Genomic DNA, 18,881 nt, shown 5'->3' on the forward strand with positions numbered 1-18,881 from the left:
CGATCATATCAAACCAATCAGGGATTGATAGTAGTTATCATTATTATTTGAAGAATTACGCATCGACGAGCAAAAAATGATACAACCCCAGTCACTATCAGGGTTTGCGCGTCGTTTGGCATAACATTGCCCCCCCATAATGCTAACAAAATCATCACTCAAAATGCTGCTTTTTACCCCAACAGGCCTCAAACGGTGTGAATAGCTCAGCCATCACTGCGGGAAAACGTCTGCAAGCGAGGCATGCATTCCCCTACGTAAGGGCTAGATAAAATCACACAGCAAGGTACAAGGTTTTACGGCGTTTTTACTTGGCCATACCGACGGTCGCCTGTACTTTTTCCGAGTTTTACGGCCTTTACCACATTTTCTATGCTCTGTTTAATGTCCGCTTAAGCTAATAGCGGTACACTATATGGTGCTCAAGGGCCTCACCGCCGTGTGTGGCCTATATTTACCGGTGAGCATGGCTATAACAGCACGGTAGCCTATAGAAAGTCAGCCCAGGCACCCCAGGATAAAGAATGGATGTATTAAGAGAAATTGTTCACGCACTGTGGACGCAAGACTTTACTGCACTTGCCGATCCCAGCGTGATTTGGGTGGTTTATGCCGTCCTTTTTACCACCTTGTTTTTGGAAAACGGTTTGTTGCCCGCTTCCTTCCTGCCCGGAGATAGCTTACTGCTGTTGGCCGGTGCCTTGATCGCCAAAGGCGTGATGAACTTTATCCCCACGCTGATTATTCTGACGGTCGCCGCCAGCCTTGGCTGTTGGCTCAGCTATCTGCAAGGGCGATGGCTTGGCCATACCTCGGTGGTGAAAGGCTGGTTGCTACAGCTACCAGCGCAATACCACCAGCGTGCGCACATGCTGTTTAACCGCCACGGCTTGGTCGCTTTGCTGATTGGCCGTTTCCTGGCGTTTGTACGCACCCTGTTGCCTACCATGGCCGGTATCTCGGGCCTCAATAGCGCCCGTTTTCAAATCTTTAACTGGCTCAGCGGCTTGCTGTGGGTAGGCTCGGTAGTCACGCTAGGCTATGCCTTTAGCCAAATCCCACTGGTGAAACGCCACGAAGATCAGGTGATGGCCGGGCTGATGATCCTGCCGATGGTGCTGTTGGTCGTTGGGCTGCTGGGCGTGATGCTGGTCGTTTGGCGTAAAAAACGCGCTTCCTGAATCGGGTGGCGGTTTTGCCCACCGCCACGGTAACCAATATCAAGATGCCTCTTACACCTGCTTATAAAGTTGGGCGCAGATAAAATCTACAAATACGCGGATCTTTGGTGATAGATGCCGACTTGAAGGCCAGAGCGCCCAAAAGAGCCCTTGCTCCTTGGTGTGAGCATCAAGCAACGTCTCAAGATCGCCCATGGCCAACGCCTCCTTGACTAAAAAATCAGGCATGTAAGCAATGCCATACCCGTCAATGGTCGCCATCAGCATTGCCTCCATGTTATTCAACGTCAGGGAAGAATTTAGGCGCAACCGGGTTATTTCGGGGTCTGCCGTTAATGTCCAGTCCATGATTTTACCTGTCGTGACAAAACGGTAACGAAGGCAATCGTGCAACTCCAGATCGGGCAATTTCTCAGGTCGCCCTTTACGTTGCAGATAAGCAGGGGCGGCACAAAGAACAAAACGGAAAGGCCCAAGCCTACGCGACATCAGCCGCGAGTCCACAAGGTCACCGCTTCGTATCACCACATCAAACCCATCATCGATGAGATCAACAAGTTGATCGTTGAAATCCAACTCTAACTCAACTTCCGGGTAGGCTTTGCGAAAGTCAGGCATTATTGGTAACAGAAAGCGGTACCCGATAGTGGGCAGACTGACCCGCAAGCGACCTCGGGGAGCTTGAACCGCATGCGACAGCATAGCCTCAGCGTCCTGTAAGTCATCAAGGATTTTCCGGCATCGTTCGTAGAACATTTCGCCTTCAACAGTGAGGCTAACCTTACGGGTACTACGCTGAAACAAGCGAACGTTCAGAGAGGCCTCCAGCCTCGCAACATTCTTTCCAACCGCCGTCGCGGAAATGCCTATGGCACGTGCGGCAGAGACGAAGCTCAACGATTCTGCGGTTTTCACGAACGAGAGGATGCCGGTGAGACTCTCCATATGATTAAGACCTTTTTGTTCATTATAAGAGGAGTTTTAACCCATTTATTCAACATTACGACCTCTATAGATTTAGTTTCCCAGATTGCTATAAAAATGAGGGATTACGCAATGGGTAACAATTCCAAAGGCCGTTACTACGTTCTAGGCGCTATTTGCCTAGCCGCTCTGGTATTACCGCTGAGCTTCACCGGGGGTGCCGTCGCTACCCCAACCATCAGCAAGGTTTTCAACGCCGGCCCATCTGCCCAAGCCTGGGTAACCAACGCATTCATGTTGAGTTTCGGTAGCCTACTTATGGCCGCCGGAACACTTTCAGACATTTACGGACGTAAACGCTTATTCACCTGGGGCCTTCTGCTATTCCTCATCGTAAGCTTACTTCTGGCCAGTGCTACCAGCATTGTCTGGCTGGATATATTGCGGGCAGTTCAAGGGATAGCCGCTGCAGCAGCGCTCGCTAGCGGTTCGGCCGCTTTGGCGCAAGAGTTTGAAGGATACGATAGAACCCGAGCCTTTAGCCTGCTGGGAACGACCTTTGGCCTAGGCTTGGCATTTGGCCCAATGATTGCTGGTGCGCTGATTGAACAGTTCGGCTGGCGCTCGATCTTCATTACCACCGCAATACTCGCTGCAACGGCGCTCATCACCTCCGTTTCACAGATGCACGAAAGTAAGAATCAGCAGGCTCAAAAGCTGGATCTCCCCGGTTTGGCGAGTTTTTCAGCGATGCTCGTACTTTTCACCACCGGGATCATCCTCGCCCCACAAGCGGGATGGGGTTCATCGTTGATCGTGGGCATACTTATCAGCGCGCTGACTTGCCTGATAGCGTTCGTGGTTATTGAGCTACGCTCAAAGGAGCCGATGCTCGAACTCAGCCTGCTCAGGCACCCACGTTTCATCGGTGTCCAGATACTTCCTTTAGGAACCTGCTATTGCTACATCGTTCTGATAGTGCTGCTGCCATTCAGGCTGATCGGCGTTGAAGGCGTTTCCCCCATCCAAAGTGGCCTGGTCATGCTGGCACTTTCGACGCCAATGCTGGTGGTGCCATTACTGGCCGCTTGGTTAACCCGTTGGATCACTGCTGGAACCCTCTCTGGCGTCGGTTTTCTGCTGGCAGCCTCAGGGCTGTACATCCTCAGTCGCGTCCCCATTGGCGATCATCTGCAGCTAATCTTGTCCATGCTGATCATCGGTATAGGAACAAGTTTTCCCTGGGGACTGATGGATGGGCTAGCGGTAAGTGTGGTGCCCAAAGAACAAGCGGGCATGGCGGCTGGAGTTTTTAACACGACCCGTGTAGCAGGTGAAGGCATGGCTCTTGCGATCTCCATTGCCATGCTCATAACCCTGGTCAACAGCAGCCTCCTTCGTCTGCAACCGCAGAGTAATAATAGCGAGCTTGTCCAACGCCTGGTTATGGGGGATATGAGCCTCTCTCAAAACCTAGACCCTGCTCTGGTAATGGCCGCATACCAGGAAGGCTTTAGCGCCCTAATGTTGATACTCACGCTCTTTACTATTATTTCAGCTGGCGCGGCATTCTTTTTGCTGAGCCGAAAGGCGCGGCTATAGCGCCATCCTCGCGGGCAGGTGGCTGACCAGCGCATCCACCGCCAGCCGCACTTTCAAGGGTAAATGCGGCGTAAGCGGCCAGACGGCATGCACCTCAAAGTCTTTCCCCGGTACCTCCCCCAATACCTGCTGCAATCGGCCTTCCAGCAAGGCATCACGGATTAGCCAGCATGGCAGCCAGGCAATGCCAAACCCGGCCACCGCCGCGTCGGCAATCGCCTGCAGATCGTCCATCAACAAACGGGGTTTAGGCATCACTTCTCGCATTGTTCCGTCTGCCTGCGGGATCAACCAGCTACGTATCATTGCGGCGTAGCGATAAGCGATGGCATCGTGCTGGGGCAGTTCCTCAATGCTGTCTGGGGCACCACAGCGAGCCAGATAATCCGGCGAGGCGCATAGGGTCATACGGTTATCCCCTAGCCTTCTAGCCACCAGCCCGGCACTGTCTGGCAATGGGCCGTTACGCACCGCCAGATCGAATCCTTCCTCGCCACATCCACCACCCGATCGCTGAATGACAGATCGAGTTCCAATCCTGGATGCTCACGCGCCAACGCGGTAAGCACCGGCGCGATACACAGGCGGCCAATCAGCACTGGCATCGAGACCCGCAACCGACCACTGACCTGCCGCTTACCGCTTTCCAGCAGGTTCTCTGCGACGCGGATCTCCTCCAACGCCCGTAAACAACGCTCATAGAACAGCGCGCCATCGTCAGTCAGATTCAGGCTGCGGGTGGTGCGGTGAAACAACCGCACGCCCAGCCGTTGTTCCAGCCGGGCGATAGTTTTACCCACCGCCGAACGGGAAAGATGCAGCCTGTTGGCCGCCAGCGCAAAGCTGCCCGCCTCCACCACGCTGACCAATACCGAGATACCGCTTAATCGGTCGCTCATTTTTTGTAGCCTTTTAGGAAACAATATTGGGAAAAATTATCGCCACTGGTGATTTTAAATCAACGTTATTATCTGTGAATATCCTCAACCCATCAGGAGCACCACATGGCCGATACCATGCAACGTTGGACGATGAACGCCGTAGGGCGTGAGCATCTGCAATTAACCGAAAGCGCTATTCCACAGCCGGGCCCACATCAGGTACGGGTAAAAGTGAACGCCGTGGCGCTGAACTACCGCGATAAGATGGTGATAGAAGGCACCATGCCGTTGGATCTGCCGCTGCCGTTTACCCCTGCCTCGGATATGGCTGGCGTGGTAGACGCGGTGGGAAGCGGCAGCACGCGTTTTCGCCCTGGCGATCGGGTGATCTCTACCTTTAGCCCAGACTGGATCGACGGAAAACCTGACGGTGATGCCCGCACTCCGCCTTATCGTGCATCAGGCGGTACTTATCAAGGGATGCTGGCGGAATACGTGGTGGTTGATGAGAGCTGGCTGAGCGCGTCACCTACCACACTAGACGATGCCCAAGCCAGTACCCTGCCCTGCGCCGGGCTGACGGCCTGGTTCGCCTTAGCAGAACGCGGCCATTTGCGTGCTGGTGAATCGGTATTGGTGCAAGGCACCGGTGGTGTTGCCCTGTTCGCGCTACAGATTGCCAAAGCCCACGGAGCGCAGGTCTTTATCACCTCCGGCAGCGAAGAGAAACTGCTACGTGCCAAGGCGTTAGGGGCCGATCACGGCATTCATCGCCTGCAAGGGGATTGGGTGGAGTCGATCTATCAACTGACGCAGGATCGCGGTATCGATCATATTGTCGAAACCGTGGGTGGCAGCAATCTGCTCAACTCCCTACGTGCGGTGGCGATCCACGGGCGTATTTCCGTGATCGGCATGCTGGAAGGCGCGGAGATCGCCATCCCCGCAGGCCTGCTGTTGCTGAAGTCGCCACAGATCCAGGGGATTGCCGTCGGCCATCGCCGCGCATTGGAAGATCTGGTTCGCGCCGTCGACGCCAACGGCATCAAGCCCGTCATCGACCAGCGTTACCGTTTCGATCAGCTACACGCGGCGCTCGATCACCTAGATCGCGGTCCGTTCGGAAAAATCGTCCTGACGCGCTAACCCTGCATGATGGCGCTATTGTCCCGCAGCCGGGCGATTTCATCGCTCGGCGTAATGCCAAACAGCCGCTTAAACTCGCGGCTGAACTGCGAAGCGCTCTCGTAACCCACGCGGATCGCCGCCGTGCTGGCCTTAAGACCGTCATGCAGCATCAGCAAACGCGCCTTGTGCAGACGATACGACTTCACATATTGCAGCGGCGAGGTGTTGGTCACCGCCTTAAAGTTATGGTGAAACGCCGACACGCTCATGTTCACTTCATACGCCAACTGTTCGACGTTGAGGTTCTCGGCATACTGGTTCTCAATCCGCCGTAACGCCTTGGCGATCTGGCTGAAATGGGTATGCCGGTTAACCAGCTCCTGCAACGAAGCACCGCAGCTGCCACGCAGCACGTAATAAAGCAGCTCACGCACGATTTGTGGCCCCAGCACCCGCGCATCCAACGGTTTCTCCATCACGTCCAACAGACGTTCGGTGGCGCACAGCATTTCATCGCTAAGCACCGAGAGGTTAACGCCGCAGCTTTCACCCCTAGGCTGCATCAGGTAATCGTCATCACCGATATCGATCAGCAGATCCTGAAGCATCTGGGTGTCGATATTGACCGCCAGCCCCACCAGCGGCTGTTCCGGGCTGGCAAAGGTTTCACACTCAAACGGCAGCGACACCGTCATCAGCAGGTAATTGCGCGGATCGTACTGAAACACCTTGCTGCCACAGTAGCCCACCTTATGACCCTGAAAGATGATGACAATGCCTGGCTCATACATCACCGGCTGACGCGGGTAATATTCGTCGGAATACAGCACCTTCACCATGGGTACGGGCGTTGGGCTATAGCCTTTGGCAGTGGCAAAGCGCATCGCCTGGCGCGCCATACGGCTACGTAGTTCAACGTTCTCCATCAGCAAGCCCCTCTGGTCGTCTGAATAATTCGACACGGATAATAACCATAAACATGCATTTTCTACAGTGTAGTGTAGGAATAGGCAAGACACCGACAGGAATGTGCATTGTGCGATCGTGCCAGGTTGCCGACAATAGACCCCAGTTATTTTGCGCCGTTGGCGCTTCCCTGATCCGAAAAGAGAATACGATAATGCAAAACTTCATCCTCCATACCCCAACCAAAATCCTGTTCGGTAAAAACCAGATTGCCGAATTAGGCAAACAAATCCCGGCAGACGCCCGCATCCTGATCACCTACGGCGGTGGCAGCGTGAAGAACAACGGCGTGCTGGATCAGGTCTATGCCGCGCTGGCTGGCCGCAACGTGCAGGAGTTCTCCGGTATCGAGCCTAACCCGACCTATGAAACCCTGATGAAAGCGGTGGAAGTCGTGCGGGCAGAAAAGATCGACTTCCTGCTGGCGGTCGGCGGCGGTTCAGTGGTTGATGGCACCAAATTCATCGCGGCAGCGGCCGACTACCAGGCCGATCGCGATCCTTGGCATATCCTGAAAACCGTGGGCAGCGAGATCGTCAGCGCAGTACCGATGGGTTGCGTACTGACCTTGCCAGCGACCGGCTCCGAGTCCAACAGCGGCGCGGTGATCACCCGTAAGAGCAGCGGCGACAAACAGCACTTCTTCTCCCCGCTGGTGCAGCCTCTGTTCGCCGTGCTCGATCCGGTGGTGACTTATTCGTTACCACCGCGCCAGATCGCCAACGGCGTAGTGGACGCCTTTGTCCACACCATTGAGCAATACCTGACTTACCCGGTCGATGCCAAGGTGCAGGATCGCTTTGCCGAAGGCCTGCTGTTAACGCTGCTGGAAGATGGCCCACGTGCGCTGGCCGAACCGGAAAACTATGCGGTACGTGCCAACGTGATGTGGAGTGCCACCATGGCGCTGAACGGCCTGATCGGTGCCGGTGTGCCGCAAGACTGGGCAACGCATATGCTCGGCCATGAGCTGACCGCCATGCACGGTCTGGATCATGCGCAAACCCTGGCCGTCGTCCTGCCTGCCTTGCTGGTAGAGAAAAAAGCCCAGAAGCGCGAAAAACTGCTGCAGTACGCCGATCGCGTCTGGGGTCTGCGTGAGGGTTCCGAAGAAAGCCGTATCGACGGCGCGATTGCCGCCACCCGTGCCTTCTTTGAGCAAATGGGCGTGCCAACCCGCTTGTCTGATTATCAACTCGACGGTAGCTCCATCCCTGCGCTGCTCGACAAGTTGCACCAGCACGGCATGACCGCTCTGGGCGAGCATGGGGACATTACGCTGGAAGTCAGCCAACGCATTTATCAAGCGGCACGCTAATTGCTGGCGCACGATTTCATCGCAACATCACAGTTTCCTGCTAGGCTTTAGTTTCTACTTACCGTGCCCGACCGATCATCGGGCACGGTTGTGCGCCTTGTCCGCGCTTTCGATCGCATCGCATAACATCGTCTCGTTAACTCATGGGAGAATTTTATGGCGAACCAATCCAGCTCCGTATCTGACAATAGCATTCGTGCCTGGGCCGCGCCCGGCCAGGGACAGCCGCTTGAACCCTTTACCTTCGACGCCGGTGCATTAGGCGACGAAGAAATTGAAGTTGCTATCGACTACTGTGGCGTCTGCCACTCCGACCTCTCCATGCTCAATAATGAATGGGGCATGACCCACTATCCGTTCGTGCCCGGCCATGAGGTGGTGGGCAAAGTCACCAAGCTCGGTGCCCATGCGCAGAACAAAGGGCTGAAGATTGGCCAGGTGGTGGGCGTTGGCTGGAACCGCGGCAGTTGTATGCACTGCCACCCCTGTATGTCTGGCGATCAGCATCTGTGCAACGAGGTACAACCTACCATCATTGGTCGCCACGGCGGTTTTGCCGATCGCATCCGCAGCCACTGGGCCTGGGCGATCCCACTGCCGGAAGGCGTTGACGTGACCAGCGCCGGGCCGCTGTTCTGCGGCGGGATCACGGTGTTCAACCCGCTATTGCAGTACGATGTCCGCCCGACACAGCGCGTTGGCGTGGTCGGTATCGGCGGCCTGGGCCACATGGCGATCCGCTTTATGCATGCCTGGGGCTGTGAAGTTACCGCCTTCACCTCGTCCAACAGCAAACGTGACGAAGCGCTTTCGTTGGGTGCACACCGCGTGGTGGCCAGCAATGACGGCGCCGCATTACAGGCCATCGCCAATCAGCTCGACTTTATTCTGGTCACCGCCAGCGCCTCTTTAGATTGGGATGCCTTTATCGGCACCTTGGCCCCGAAAGGCCGCCTGCACTTCGTTGGGGCGATCCCCGACCCGGTGCCGGTTCAGGTATTCTCGTTTATCAGCAAACAGGCTGAACTTTCCGCTTCACCTACCGGTGCCCCTTCACGCCTGGCCGATATGCTGGCGTTCTGCGCCCGGCATGGCATTGAGCCGCAGGTGGAGCATTTCCCATTGAGCAAGGTCAACGATGCCATCGCGCATCTTGAAGCGGGCAAGGCCCGTTATCGTATCGTACTGGATATGCACGCTTGAGCTCGCAAACTCGGCAAGCGCTGAGGTGGCGAACTAAAATTCATGTAAGCAGGCTTTGGCCTGAAAGCAGTCATAAGGAGATAGCGCATGCAACCCATCATCAAACTCCACGATGGTAATCTGATGCCGCAGTTGGGACTCGGCGTATGGCAAGCCAGCATTGAAGAAACTACGCAGGCCGTCACCAAGGCGCTGGAAGTCGGCTATCGCTCCATCGACACCGCCGCGATTTACAAAAACGAGGAAGGGGTGGGTGCCGCGCTGCAAGCCACCGCGATCCCACGTGAAGAGCTGTTTATCACCACCAAGCTGTGGAACGACGATCAGGGCGATCCGCAGGCAGCACTGGAAACCAGCCTGAAAAAGCTGAAGCTGGATTACGTCGATCTCTACCTGATCCACTGGCCGAAACCGGCACAGGATCGGTATGTCGAAGCCTGGCGCGGCTTGATCAAACTGCGTGAGCAAGGGCTGGTGAAAAGCATCGGCGTCTGTAACTTCCACACGCCACACCTGCAACGCCTGCTGGATGAAACCAGCGTCGCGCCGGTGATCAACCAGATCGAACTGCACCCGCTGCTGCAACAGCGCCAGCTGCGCGCCTGGAACGCGACTCATCACATAGCCACCGAATCCTGGAGCCCATTGGCGCAAGGGGGTGAAGGCGTCTTCGATCAACCTCTGATCAAGAAGCTGGCGGAGAAGTACAACAAGACGCCGGCACAGATCGTCGTGCGCTGGCATCTGGACAGCGGCCTGATCGTGATCCCGAAATCGGTTACGCCCGCGCGCATTCGTGAAAACTTTGAGGTGTTTGATTTCAAACTGGATAAGGACGAACTGGGCGAAATCACCAAGCTGGATATCGGTAACCGCCTGGGGCCGGATCCAGACTCTCTGTAAACATCACGGGGTCGCACTGTCGGCCCCGTTGCTTTATTATTGGCAGCCTCTCGCGTTAATTGGCTTTTAACCCAAGATCTTATCGGTCACTGGCGCTATGATATGGCGCAGCGATCCGATCACAGCAGCTTGGAGTTTCATGACCTTCTCTTTCTCATCTTTGCCGCGCCTGACCATGGTGTTAATGCTGTTGGTGCTGGCGGGCTGTTCCAGTAAGCATCAGCGTACTAGCCACGATCCTCACGCCTATGACGATGAAATCGAAGACGCGGCCGACGAGTATGATGTCGATGAAAAGCTGATCGCCGCCATTATTCAGGTAGAGTCCGGCTTTAACCCCAAGGCTGTCAGCCCTTCCAACGCCATCGGCCTGATGCAGCTCAAGGCGAATACCGCCGGTTGTGATGCCTACCGCTTTAAAGGCAAACGCGGCTGCCCGGATGATGACGATCTGTTGGATCCAGAAACCAATATCGATCTGGGGGCAGCCTATATCGGTGCGCTGCAACAGCAGCAACTGAAGTGGATTGACGATCCGGTGACCCGCCGCTATGCCACTGAAGTGGCCTATGCCAACGGCGCAGGAGCCTTGCTACGTACCTTCTCCAGCGATCGCAAAAAAGCCATCAGAATGATCAACAACCTGTCACCCGAGGCCTTTCACTGGCATGTGCGCCAGTACCATCCCTCACCGCAGGCACCGCGCTATATGCTGAAGGTCGAGGCGGCGTATAACAGTTTGTAGCCTGGCAATAGCTAGCTCCATAGCGTCTTTCCTGAAAGGGATAACAAAATAATATCCTCACCAAGGGATAATTTATGGAATATCCCCTAGAGGGGATAAAAGAAAGGGAGCCACTTGGGCTCCCTGCTCTATCAGGCCTTACCGTTGCGGATAGGCTTGCGCGGTGGCTTGTTGGACGGCGTGCGCTGGCGGGTAATGTCCGTGTGCTTGGTCAACGCCGGGCGGGTATGCCGCTGTAAGCGCTTGGCCTCGCGCTGCTCGTCAATGCTCGGTGCTGGCACCAGGCATTCGCGACGGCCACCAATCAGGTGCTTCATCCCCATCTCTTCCAACGCGGTGCGGATCAGCGGCCAGTTGAGCGGATCGTGATAGCGTAACAATGCCTTATGCAGGCGGCGCTGGCGATCGCCCTTCGGAATAAACACGTCTTCGCTCTTATACCCCACCTTACCCAACGGGTTCTTGCCGCTGTAATACATGGTGGTGGAGTTCGCCATTGGCGACGGGTAGAAGTTCTGTACCTGATCGAGACGGAAACGGTTTTTCTTCAGCCACAGGGCCAGATTCACCATGTCCTCATCGCGGGTACCCGGATGCGAGGAGATGAAATAAGGGATCAGATACTGCTCTTTACCTGCCTGTTTGGAATACTGGTCGAACAGCTGCTTGAAGCGATCGTAGCTGCCCATCCCCGGCTTCATCATCTTGGACAATGGCCCGGTTTCGGTATGCTCCGGCGCGATCTTCAGATAGCCGCCCACGTGATGGGTCGCCAGTTCCTTGATATAGCGCGGATCTTCAACCGCCAGATCGTAACGCACCCCGGAGGCGATCAGGATCTTCTTGATCCCTTCCAGCTCACGGGCGCGGCGGTAAAGTTTGATGGTCGGCTCATGGTTGGTATCCATATAGGTACAGATTTCCGGATACACACAGGAGGCGCGACGGCAGGTTTGCTCGGCACGCGGGTTGGTACAGCGCAACATATACATGTTGGCCGTTGGACCACCCAGATCGGAGATCACCCCGGTAAAGCCCGGCACCTTGTCGCGGATCTCTTCGATTTCACGCACGATCGAGTCTTCCGAACGGCTCTGGATAATGCGCCCTTCATGCTCGGTGATTGAACAGAACGAACAGCCGCCGTAGCAGCCACGCATAATGTTCACCGAGAAACGGATCATATCGTAGGCCGGGATACGCTCTTCGCCATAGGATGGGTGCGGCACACGCTGGTACGGCAGGGCAAACACGCTGTCCATTTCCGGCGTGGTGAGCGGGATCGCCGGTGGGTTGATCCACACGTAGCGGTCGCCGTGTTTTTGCATCAACGCACGCGCGCAGCCCGGGTTGGTTTCATGGTGCAGGATGCGCGAAGTATGGGCATACAGCACCTTGTCCGCCTTTACCTTCTCAAAGGAAGGCAGCAACACATAGGTTTTTTCCCACGGTTTGGGTTTGGCGGCACGCACGGTGACGGGTTTGGCCTCTGGCTCTGGCGTGCTGCCATCGGCACAGGGCAAATCTTCACCGTAAGGATTAGGGATTGGCTCGATGCGGCCCGGTTTGTCCAAGCGAGTAGAATCCACCCCGCTCCAGCCCGGCATGGCCCCTTTACGCATCACGGCGGTGTTACGGATATCGTGGATGTCCTGAATTTTTTCACCCGCCGCCAGGCGATGCGCCAACTCCACCAGCGGGCGTTCGCCGTTGCCGTAGATCAGCATATCGGCCTTGGAATCCACCAGCACCGAACGGCGCACGGTATCCGACCAGTAATCATAATGGGCAATACGGCGCAGGCTGGCTTCGATACCGCCCAGGATGACCGGAACATCTTTATAGGCTTCTCTACAGCGTTGGCTATAGACCAGCGTCGCGCGATCCGGGCGTTTGCCACCCACGTTACCGGCGGTGTAGGCATCGTCATGACGCAGCTTACGATCGGCGGTATAGCGGTTGATCATCGAATCCATATTGCCGGCGGTCACACCAAAGAACAGGTTCGGTTTGCCCAAACGCATAAAGTCTTCTTTGTTGCTCCAGTCCGGCTGGGCAATGATCCCCACGCGGAAGCCCTGAGCCTCCAGCATGCGGCCCACAATCGCCATGCCAAAGCTTGGGTGATCGACGTAAGCATCCCCGCTGATCACAATCACATCGCAGCTATCCCAGCCTAATTGGTCCATCTCCTCACGCGACATCGGTAAAAACGGCGCGGGGCCAAAACATTCGGCCCAATAAGGCTCATAGGAGAACAATTCACGTTCGGGTTGGATCAGGCTGGTAGTGCTCATTCGGGTGCTCTTGTGCAGGTTAATTTATCGCCGGGCGGCGATTATACGCACTCGCCGCCAAAAGAGCATGGTTATTTCTCAGATTACTCAGCTTTTGACCTCAAACTCGTACACATCGCTGCGGCACAGCGTTTCGCTGAACTCCAGCACTTCGCCCTGAACGTTGCGGCTGATCTGGACAATGCGTAACAGCGGCGTGCCGCTTTGCACATTGAGCAAGCTGGCGTTTTCATCATTGCTGGCAACCGCTTTCAATAAAAAATGCCTGCCCTCTGGCACAATCCCTCGCGACTTCCATAGTGCATACAGCGAGTGTTCCAGCTCTTCGGGATCGGGCAAAAAACGGGTCGGGATATAGGTGGTCTCCAACGATACCGGATTGCCATCCATCAACCGCAGGCGGCGTAGCTTGACCACGATACTGTCGCTTGCCAACTCCAGCGCCTTGGCTACCTCACTGGGTGCCTTTATGCAGGAACGCAACAGCCATTGGTTGCTGACGCTGCTGCCACTGCGCAAAACCTGCGCGGTAAAGCCGCTATCCTGATTGAGGGAATAACCGATGTGCATGGCCACTCGAGTACCAATGCCCTGTTGGCGTGAGACCAGCGCTTGTTCCTCCAGCAACCTCATCGCCTTACTGACCGTAACGCGTGACAAATCCAATGCTTCAGCCAACACGCGTTCCGGCGGTAAAAAATCGCCGACGCCCAGCACACGCTGCTTGATGGCAATTTCCAGGGAATTCGCCAGTTGGATGTAACGTGGTGCCGCCGCTGCCTGTGAAAGCTGCTGACGCAGCCAGGCAATAAAATCATTCATCGGACCCACCTCTGATTTGTTCGCATTCCTCAACCGCCTCGTTTTTACCATATTTGTCACATTCAGGGTAATTACACCATGCGCACTTGCATTGGACTTAGATTGGAGTCACATTTTTCGACTATTGGACTTTAATTGGATCCATTTTACGACTAACATTAGCAACACTGATGTTTTACATCGGTTAGCACCAACACCAGGGAACACCCATATAAATGAAAAATATAAAAAATCCTCACCACGCCATACTCGGGGCGCTCTATGGGCAAGCCGTAGGCGATGCGATGGGGATGCCGTCAGAACTGTGGCCTTTACAACAGGTTAGTGATTATTTTGGTTGGATCACCAGCTTCCTGCCTGGCCCGGCAGAAAATATTGCAGCAAACGGCTTTATCGCCGGGGAATACACGGACGACACCCAGCAGGCCGTGGCCTTGATGGATGCGCTCTTGGCCGCCGAGGGCCGGGTCGAGCCGGAACGTATTGCTCACCACATCATGCTGTGGGCAGAACGGATCGGAGCCTTTGAGAAAAATATCCTCGGCCCCAGCTCCAAAGCCGCGCTGTTGGCGTTCCGCGCCGGTACACCGGTGGCAGAGATCGCCGCTAACGGCGTGACCAATGGAGCGGCCATGCGTATAGCTCCGTTAGGTTGCCTGCTGCCAAGTAGCGATTTGCCAGCCTTTATCACAGCGGTAAGGCTGTCTTGCAGCCCGACCCACAAGTCGGATATCGCCGTGGCTGGCGCTTTTGCCATTGCCTGGGCCGTTAGCCGGGCTGTCGAAGGCGCGGATTGGGCCACCATCAAGCAAGAACTGCCCGCACATGTGGAGCAGGTGCAACAGCAACATATCACCACCTTCAGCCCTTCGCTCAGTCGCCGTCTGGTTTGGGCGCTGGAGTTCACCGCTAACCTGGGCCATCTGCCGGATAGCGAAGCATTGGCGGAGCTTTACCATACCGTCGGTGCCGGGATGGACACTATCGAGTCGATCCCAATGGCATTGGCGCTGGTTGAACTGGCAGACACCGATCCGCAACGTTGTGCGATCCTGGCCGCCAATCTGGGTGGAGATACCGATACCATTGGCGCCATGGCAACGGCGATCTGCGGAGCCTTACGCGGCATAGCCGCCTTCCCGGCGGAGTGGATTGCCACGATCAATAGCGCCAATCAAATAGATTTTGAGCCCTACGCGGCCGCTCTCCTCAGGCTGCGCAAACAGGAATAAATCGCACCATGAGTGAAATCAACCGCAGTGAGACATGGAAAGTAGAAAGCACGGGGATCGATCGCGTGCCGGATGCAGAGCAGACCGGTAAACCGCTCGAGCTGTTCTGGATATGGTCTGCCGCCAACATCGGTATTCTCGGCGTGGTGTACGGGGCAATTATTGTCGCGTTCGGCCTGTCCTTTATCCAGTCAATCCTGGCCGCATTGGTCGGCGTAGCCAGTTTTGCTTTGGTAGGCTACACCAGCTTCGCCGGGAAACGTGGCCGCACCTCTACTTTGACCTTATCGCGGGTGATTTTTGGCCTGAAGGGCAACATCGCGCCCACCACCTTCAGCTGGATCAACCTGATGGGTTGGGAAGCAGTGAACGTCATCACCGGCACGCTCACCCTGGCCGCGCTGTTCCAGGCCATAGGCCTGAGTGAAAGCCACTCCCTTACCGCTTTCAGCCTGTTGCTGTTTGGTGGCTTGACCATCGTAGTCAGCCTGCTGGGCCAGAACACGGTAGTCTGGATGCAGAGCTGGTTCAGCCGGATATTCGGCACCATGACGCTGATTGTGGTGCTATATATCGTCTTCACCACCGAATGGGGCAAAGTGCTGTCACTGCCTTCCGGCAGTTGGTTGACCGGCTTCCTGCCCGCCGTTTCGGTGATCGCCGCCGGTACCGGGATCAGTTGGGCCATTGCCGGGGCCGATTACAGCCGTTATCAAAGCCCAGAATCTTCAGATAAAAGCATCTTTGCCGCCGTGGTGGGCGGTGCCTGCCTGCCTCTGATCCTGCTGATGTTCACCGGCATTCTGCTTTCGGTACAGCTGCCGGATCTGGCCAGCGCCGCCAACCCGATTGCGTTAATCGGTTCGGTGCTGCCAAAGTGGATGGCTATCCCTTATCTGCTGGCTGCGACCGCCGGTATCGTCACTATTGCCGTGCTCAGTCTCTACTCCGCCAGCCTTAACCTGCTAACGCTAGGCGTGAAGGTGAAACAGTCTCTGGCCGTCTCCATTGACGCCGTGGTCATCCTTGGCATCGCCATCTATGTGCTGTTTATCTCTGGCGACTTTATGGGGCCATTTATCTCTTTCCTGGTGTTCTGCGGGGTATTCCTTGCCGCCTGGGAAGCCATTTTCATTCTCGATTATGCTAAAGTGCGCCGTCATCATGGTTACGACGGTAATGCCCTGTACGGCCTGAACGGCCAGAACCGCGGCGTGCGTAAGGTGCCACTATTCTGCTGGTTCCTCGGCGCCTTGTGCGGGCTGCTGGTGACCAAAACCGGCTTTATCGATGGCCCATTGGCAAAAGGCCTGTTCGCTGATTCCAGCCTGGGGCTGTTCGTTTCCTTCCTGGTCAGCCTGGTTGCCTATGGCCTCTATCTGGCAAGCAACAAAGGACATCAATGAGTGAATTTGTCGCAGTAAAACCTATTCTGGTGGTAGGCGGAGCCGTGGGAGACGTGGTCCTCACGCTGCCAAAGCTGCCGGTCAGCGGTGAAGATATCGAAGCGCAGCCGCAAGAGCGTCAGATTGGCGGTTGTGCCTTCAACGTAGCGCGGGCACTACGCCGCCTGGATGTCCCCGTGATTAACGGTATGCCGGTGGGCAACGGAGACTGGGGAGCGGCCATCGAAGCCGCCATGCAGGAGCTGGATTTGCCGGTGCTGTTACGCCATGGCCAGTTGGATAATGGGTGGTGTCTGGCATTGGTGGAACCCAACGGTGAACGTACTTTTGTTACCGTGACCGGTTGTGAAGCCCATTGGAATAAGGCGCAGCTGGCTACCCTGCCGCTAACGCCGGAAACGGTGGTCTATGCCAACGGCTATGAACTGGTGGGGGAACCTGGTGAAGCACTGCGCGACTGGCTTACCCGACTGCCGTTCGATCAGTGGCGGTTACTGGATCCCGGCCCGCGTGTCGGCCAACTGGGTGAAGAGTTTTTCGCCATGCTTAGCGACAGCCACACCTTGCTCACCCTCAACCGCGACGAAGTTGCGATCTTGTGTGGGGAAGGTGATGCTGTCAGCGCTGCGCAACGTTATGCCACAGCGCATAACATTACCCTGATTTGCCGGTTGGATCGTGACGGTGCCTGGGTCTGTGATGGCCGCAATGAGCCGCAGCATGTGCCCGTTTACCCGGTTGACGTCGTCGATACCATCGGTGCGGGGGATGCCCACTGCGCGGGTGTGCTAGCCGGGCTTTCCGCTGGCCTGCCGCTGGTGCAAGCGGTCGATCTTGCCAACCGCGTGGCCGCCTGCGTGGTGGCCAGCCGTGGTGCCGCCGGAGCACCAGACTGGCAACAGCTGCAACAGCGTTTTCCTGCCTGATATCACAGGAGCTGAACTCAGCCCCTGTGTTTTACCTTAATGTGCCTTCTGCAGCTCGCCGCTCATCTCTTCCGGCCGATGCTGGTAGTTGAAAGACAGGGCAAAAATCACCCCCAGCACCAACGTATAGGCGGCAAACACCAGCCAGATACTCTGCCAATCTTTCACCCCGTTATGGGTGAAGAAGTCCACGACCTCGCCGCTGGCAATGGCACCAACGTAAGCCCCTGCACCGTTAACCATGGTCATAAACAGCCCCTGAGCGCTGGCACGAATGCGGTGGTCGGTCTCTTTCTCCACAAAGATGGCACCGGAAATATTGAAGAAATCAAACGCGCAGCCGTAAACGATCATTGAAAGCAGGAGCAGCAGGAAGCCGAACCCGGCAGGCGTACCATAGGCCAGGAACAGGAAACGCAGCGTCCAGGCCGCCATGCTGATCAGCATCACCTGCTTGATGCCGTATCTACGCAGGAAGAACGGGATGGTGAGGATGAAAAACACCTCAGAGATTTGCGACAGGGAGAGCAGCACCGAAGGATAGCGCACGCTGAGGCTGTCCTGATACAGCGGGTTAAGAGAGAAATCGTGCAGGAACGGGTTGCCGAAGGTATTGGTGATTTGCAGCGCCGCCCCCAGCAACATGGCAAACAGGAAGAACACCGCCATGCGCTTTTGCTTGAACAGCACGAACGCATCCAGCCCCAACATACTGACCCAACTTTGCGAGCGTTTCACCTTGTTGGTCGGGCAATTTGGCAGCGTCAGGGAGTAGACGGCCAATAGCAGCGACACCGCGGAAGCCAGATACAGTTGCATATTGCTCAATTCAATGCGGCTAAAGCTGATCAACCACATCGCCAGAATAAAGCCCACGGTGCCATAAACCCGCACCGGCGGGAAATCCTTGACCGTATCAAAACCGTGCTTTTCCAGACAGAAGTAAGAAATGGCGTTGGAAAGCGCCATGGTGGGCATATAGACCATCGCGTTGAACAGCATGACCCAGAACATCACCATCGGCTGATCGACCTGTGCGGCGTAGTACAACGCCACCGCCCCCAGCAGATGACAAAGGCCATACAGACGGTTGGCCTTGATCCAGCGATCGGCAATGATCCCTGCCAGGCTTGGCATGATCAGCGCGGCGATCCCTTTCGAACTGTACACCATGCCTACCTGCGCCCCGCTGAAGTGCAGGGTGTTGATCATGTAGGATCCCAACGTCACCAACCAGGCGCCCCAGATAAAGAACTGTAGAAAAATCATCACCTTCAATCGTGTTTTTATTGCCATTACCATCACCTATTGTTGTGATTTACGCGGCAAGGTAGGGCTTGCCGCGGG

At 55.9% G+C, this 18,881-nt stretch carries 15 protein-coding genes and 1 pseudogene; 10 read left to right on the forward strand and 6 right to left on the reverse strand.

Annotated elements, in window-relative coordinates; genetic code table 11:
- The first annotated feature begins 524 nt into the window (after positions 1–524).
- Positions 525–1,181, forward strand: coding sequence for a DedA family protein (locus tag KGP16_RS22765; protein ID WP_021806837.1), 657 nt, complete (start codon positions 525–527; stop codon positions 1,179–1,181).
- Between the two features lie 51 nt (positions 1,182–1,232).
- On the opposite strand, the gene KGP16_RS22770 is transcribed toward KGP16_RS22765, so the two are convergent.
- Positions 1,233–2,126: a LysR family transcriptional regulator gene (locus KGP16_RS22770; RefSeq protein ID WP_021806838.1), complete on the reverse strand. Its 894-nt coding sequence runs from the start codon at positions 2,124–2,126 to the stop codon at positions 1,233–1,235.
- Between KGP16_RS22770 and KGP16_RS22775 the strand changes: the two genes are divergently transcribed.
- A complete protein-coding gene (locus tag KGP16_RS22775; RefSeq protein WP_223500401.1) occupies positions 2,127–3,707 on the forward strand; it encodes an MFS transporter in 1,581 nt (526 codons plus the stop codon).
- Here KGP16_RS22775 and KGP16_RS22780 read toward each other — a convergent pair.
- Positions 3,702–4,606, reverse strand: a pseudogene (locus KGP16_RS22780) (LysR substrate-binding domain-containing protein). The gene KGP16_RS22775 and the pseudogene KGP16_RS22780 overlap by 6 nt on opposite strands.
- Positions 4,607–4,711: 105 nt before the next feature.
- On the opposite strand from KGP16_RS22780, the gene KGP16_RS22785 reads away from it, so the two are divergent.
- Positions 4,712–5,734: an NAD(P)-dependent alcohol dehydrogenase gene (locus tag KGP16_RS22785; RefSeq protein ID WP_021806841.1), complete on the forward strand. Its 1,023-nt coding sequence runs from the start codon at positions 4,712–4,714 to the stop codon at positions 5,732–5,734.
- Here the strand turns inward: KGP16_RS22785 and KGP16_RS22790 are convergent.
- Positions 5,731–6,615 (reverse strand): AraC family transcriptional regulator, encoded by an 885-nt coding sequence (locus tag KGP16_RS22790; RefSeq protein WP_223501563.1) that lies wholly within the window; start codon positions 6,613–6,615, stop codon positions 5,731–5,733. The two genes, KGP16_RS22785 and KGP16_RS22790, sit on opposite strands and share 4 nt — an antisense overlap.
- Positions 6,616–6,836: 221 nt before the next feature.
- On the opposite strand from KGP16_RS22790, the gene yqhD reads away from it, so the two are divergent.
- The 4 genes from yqhD to KGP16_RS22810 all read left to right on the forward strand — a co-directional run bounded on the left by yqhD (position 6,837) and on the right by KGP16_RS22810 (position 10,851).
- Positions 6,837–8,000: an alcohol dehydrogenase gene (yqhD, locus tag KGP16_RS22795; RefSeq protein ID WP_094983147.1), complete on the forward strand. Its 1,164-nt coding sequence runs from the start codon at positions 6,837–6,839 to the stop codon at positions 7,998–8,000.
- A 156-nt stretch (positions 8,001–8,156) separates the two neighbouring features.
- Positions 8,157–9,203, forward strand: a complete 1,047-nt coding sequence (locus KGP16_RS22800; RefSeq protein ID WP_094983148.1) for an NAD(P)-dependent alcohol dehydrogenase — start codon at positions 8,157–8,159, stop codon at positions 9,201–9,203.
- A gap of 87 nt (positions 9,204–9,290) precedes the next feature.
- Positions 9,291–10,106, forward strand: a complete 816-nt coding sequence (gene dkgA / locus KGP16_RS22805; protein ID WP_021806845.1) for a 2,5-didehydrogluconate reductase DkgA — start codon at positions 9,291–9,293, stop codon at positions 10,104–10,106.
- A 139-nt stretch (positions 10,107–10,245) separates the two neighbouring features.
- Complete coding sequence (locus KGP16_RS22810) at positions 10,246–10,851, forward strand: transglycosylase SLT domain-containing protein (protein WP_021806846.1); 606 nt, start codon at positions 10,246–10,248, stop codon at positions 10,849–10,851.
- Positions 10,852–10,982: 131 nt separating this feature from the next.
- Here KGP16_RS22810 and KGP16_RS22815 read toward each other — a convergent pair whose 3' ends face one another.
- Both KGP16_RS22815 and KGP16_RS22820 read right to left on the reverse strand, forming a co-directional pair.
- On the reverse strand, positions 10,983–13,148 hold the full coding sequence (locus KGP16_RS22815) for a YgiQ family radical SAM protein (RefSeq protein WP_021179531.1): 2,166 nt from the start codon (positions 13,146–13,148) through the stop codon (positions 10,983–10,985).
- A gap of 87 nt (positions 13,149–13,235) precedes the next feature.
- Positions 13,236–13,970, reverse strand: coding sequence for a GntR family transcriptional regulator (locus KGP16_RS22820; protein WP_021179530.1), 735 nt, complete (start codon positions 13,968–13,970; stop codon positions 13,236–13,238).
- A gap of 215 nt (positions 13,971–14,185) precedes the next feature.
- On the opposite strand from KGP16_RS22820, the gene KGP16_RS22825 reads away from it, so the two are divergent.
- The 3 genes from KGP16_RS22825 to KGP16_RS22835 are packed head-to-tail and all read left to right on the forward strand — an operon-like array spanning position 14,186 to position 17,534.
- Positions 14,186–15,202 (forward strand): ADP-ribosylglycohydrolase family protein, encoded by a 1,017-nt coding sequence (locus KGP16_RS22825; RefSeq protein ID WP_179251952.1) that lies wholly within the window; start codon positions 14,186–14,188, stop codon positions 15,200–15,202.
- Between the two features lie 8 nt (positions 15,203–15,210).
- The gene (locus KGP16_RS22830; protein ID WP_021806848.1) at positions 15,211–16,608 is read left to right on the forward strand and encodes a cytosine permease; all 1,398 of its coding nucleotides are present in this window, start codon (positions 15,211–15,213) and stop codon (positions 16,606–16,608) included.
- The gene (locus KGP16_RS22835; RefSeq protein ID WP_021806849.1) at positions 16,605–17,534 is read left to right on the forward strand and encodes a PfkB family carbohydrate kinase; all 930 of its coding nucleotides are present in this window, start codon (positions 16,605–16,607) and stop codon (positions 17,532–17,534) included. The genes KGP16_RS22830 and KGP16_RS22835 overlap by 4 nt, the downstream gene beginning before the upstream one ends.
- Positions 17,535–17,570: 36 nt before the next feature.
- On the opposite strand, the gene KGP16_RS22840 is transcribed toward KGP16_RS22835, so the two are convergent.
- Positions 17,571–18,830 carry a nucleoside permease gene (locus tag KGP16_RS22840; RefSeq protein WP_065684661.1) on the reverse strand — a complete coding sequence of 420 codons (1,260 nt, stop codon included), beginning with the start codon at positions 18,828–18,830 and terminating at the stop codon, positions 17,571–17,573.
- Positions 18,831–18,881: the final 51 nt, after the last annotated feature.

The organism is Serratia sp. JSRIV006 (assembly GCF_019968685.1).
Classification (GTDB): Bacteria; Pseudomonadota; Gammaproteobacteria; order Enterobacterales; family Enterobacteriaceae; genus Chania; species Chania fonticola_B.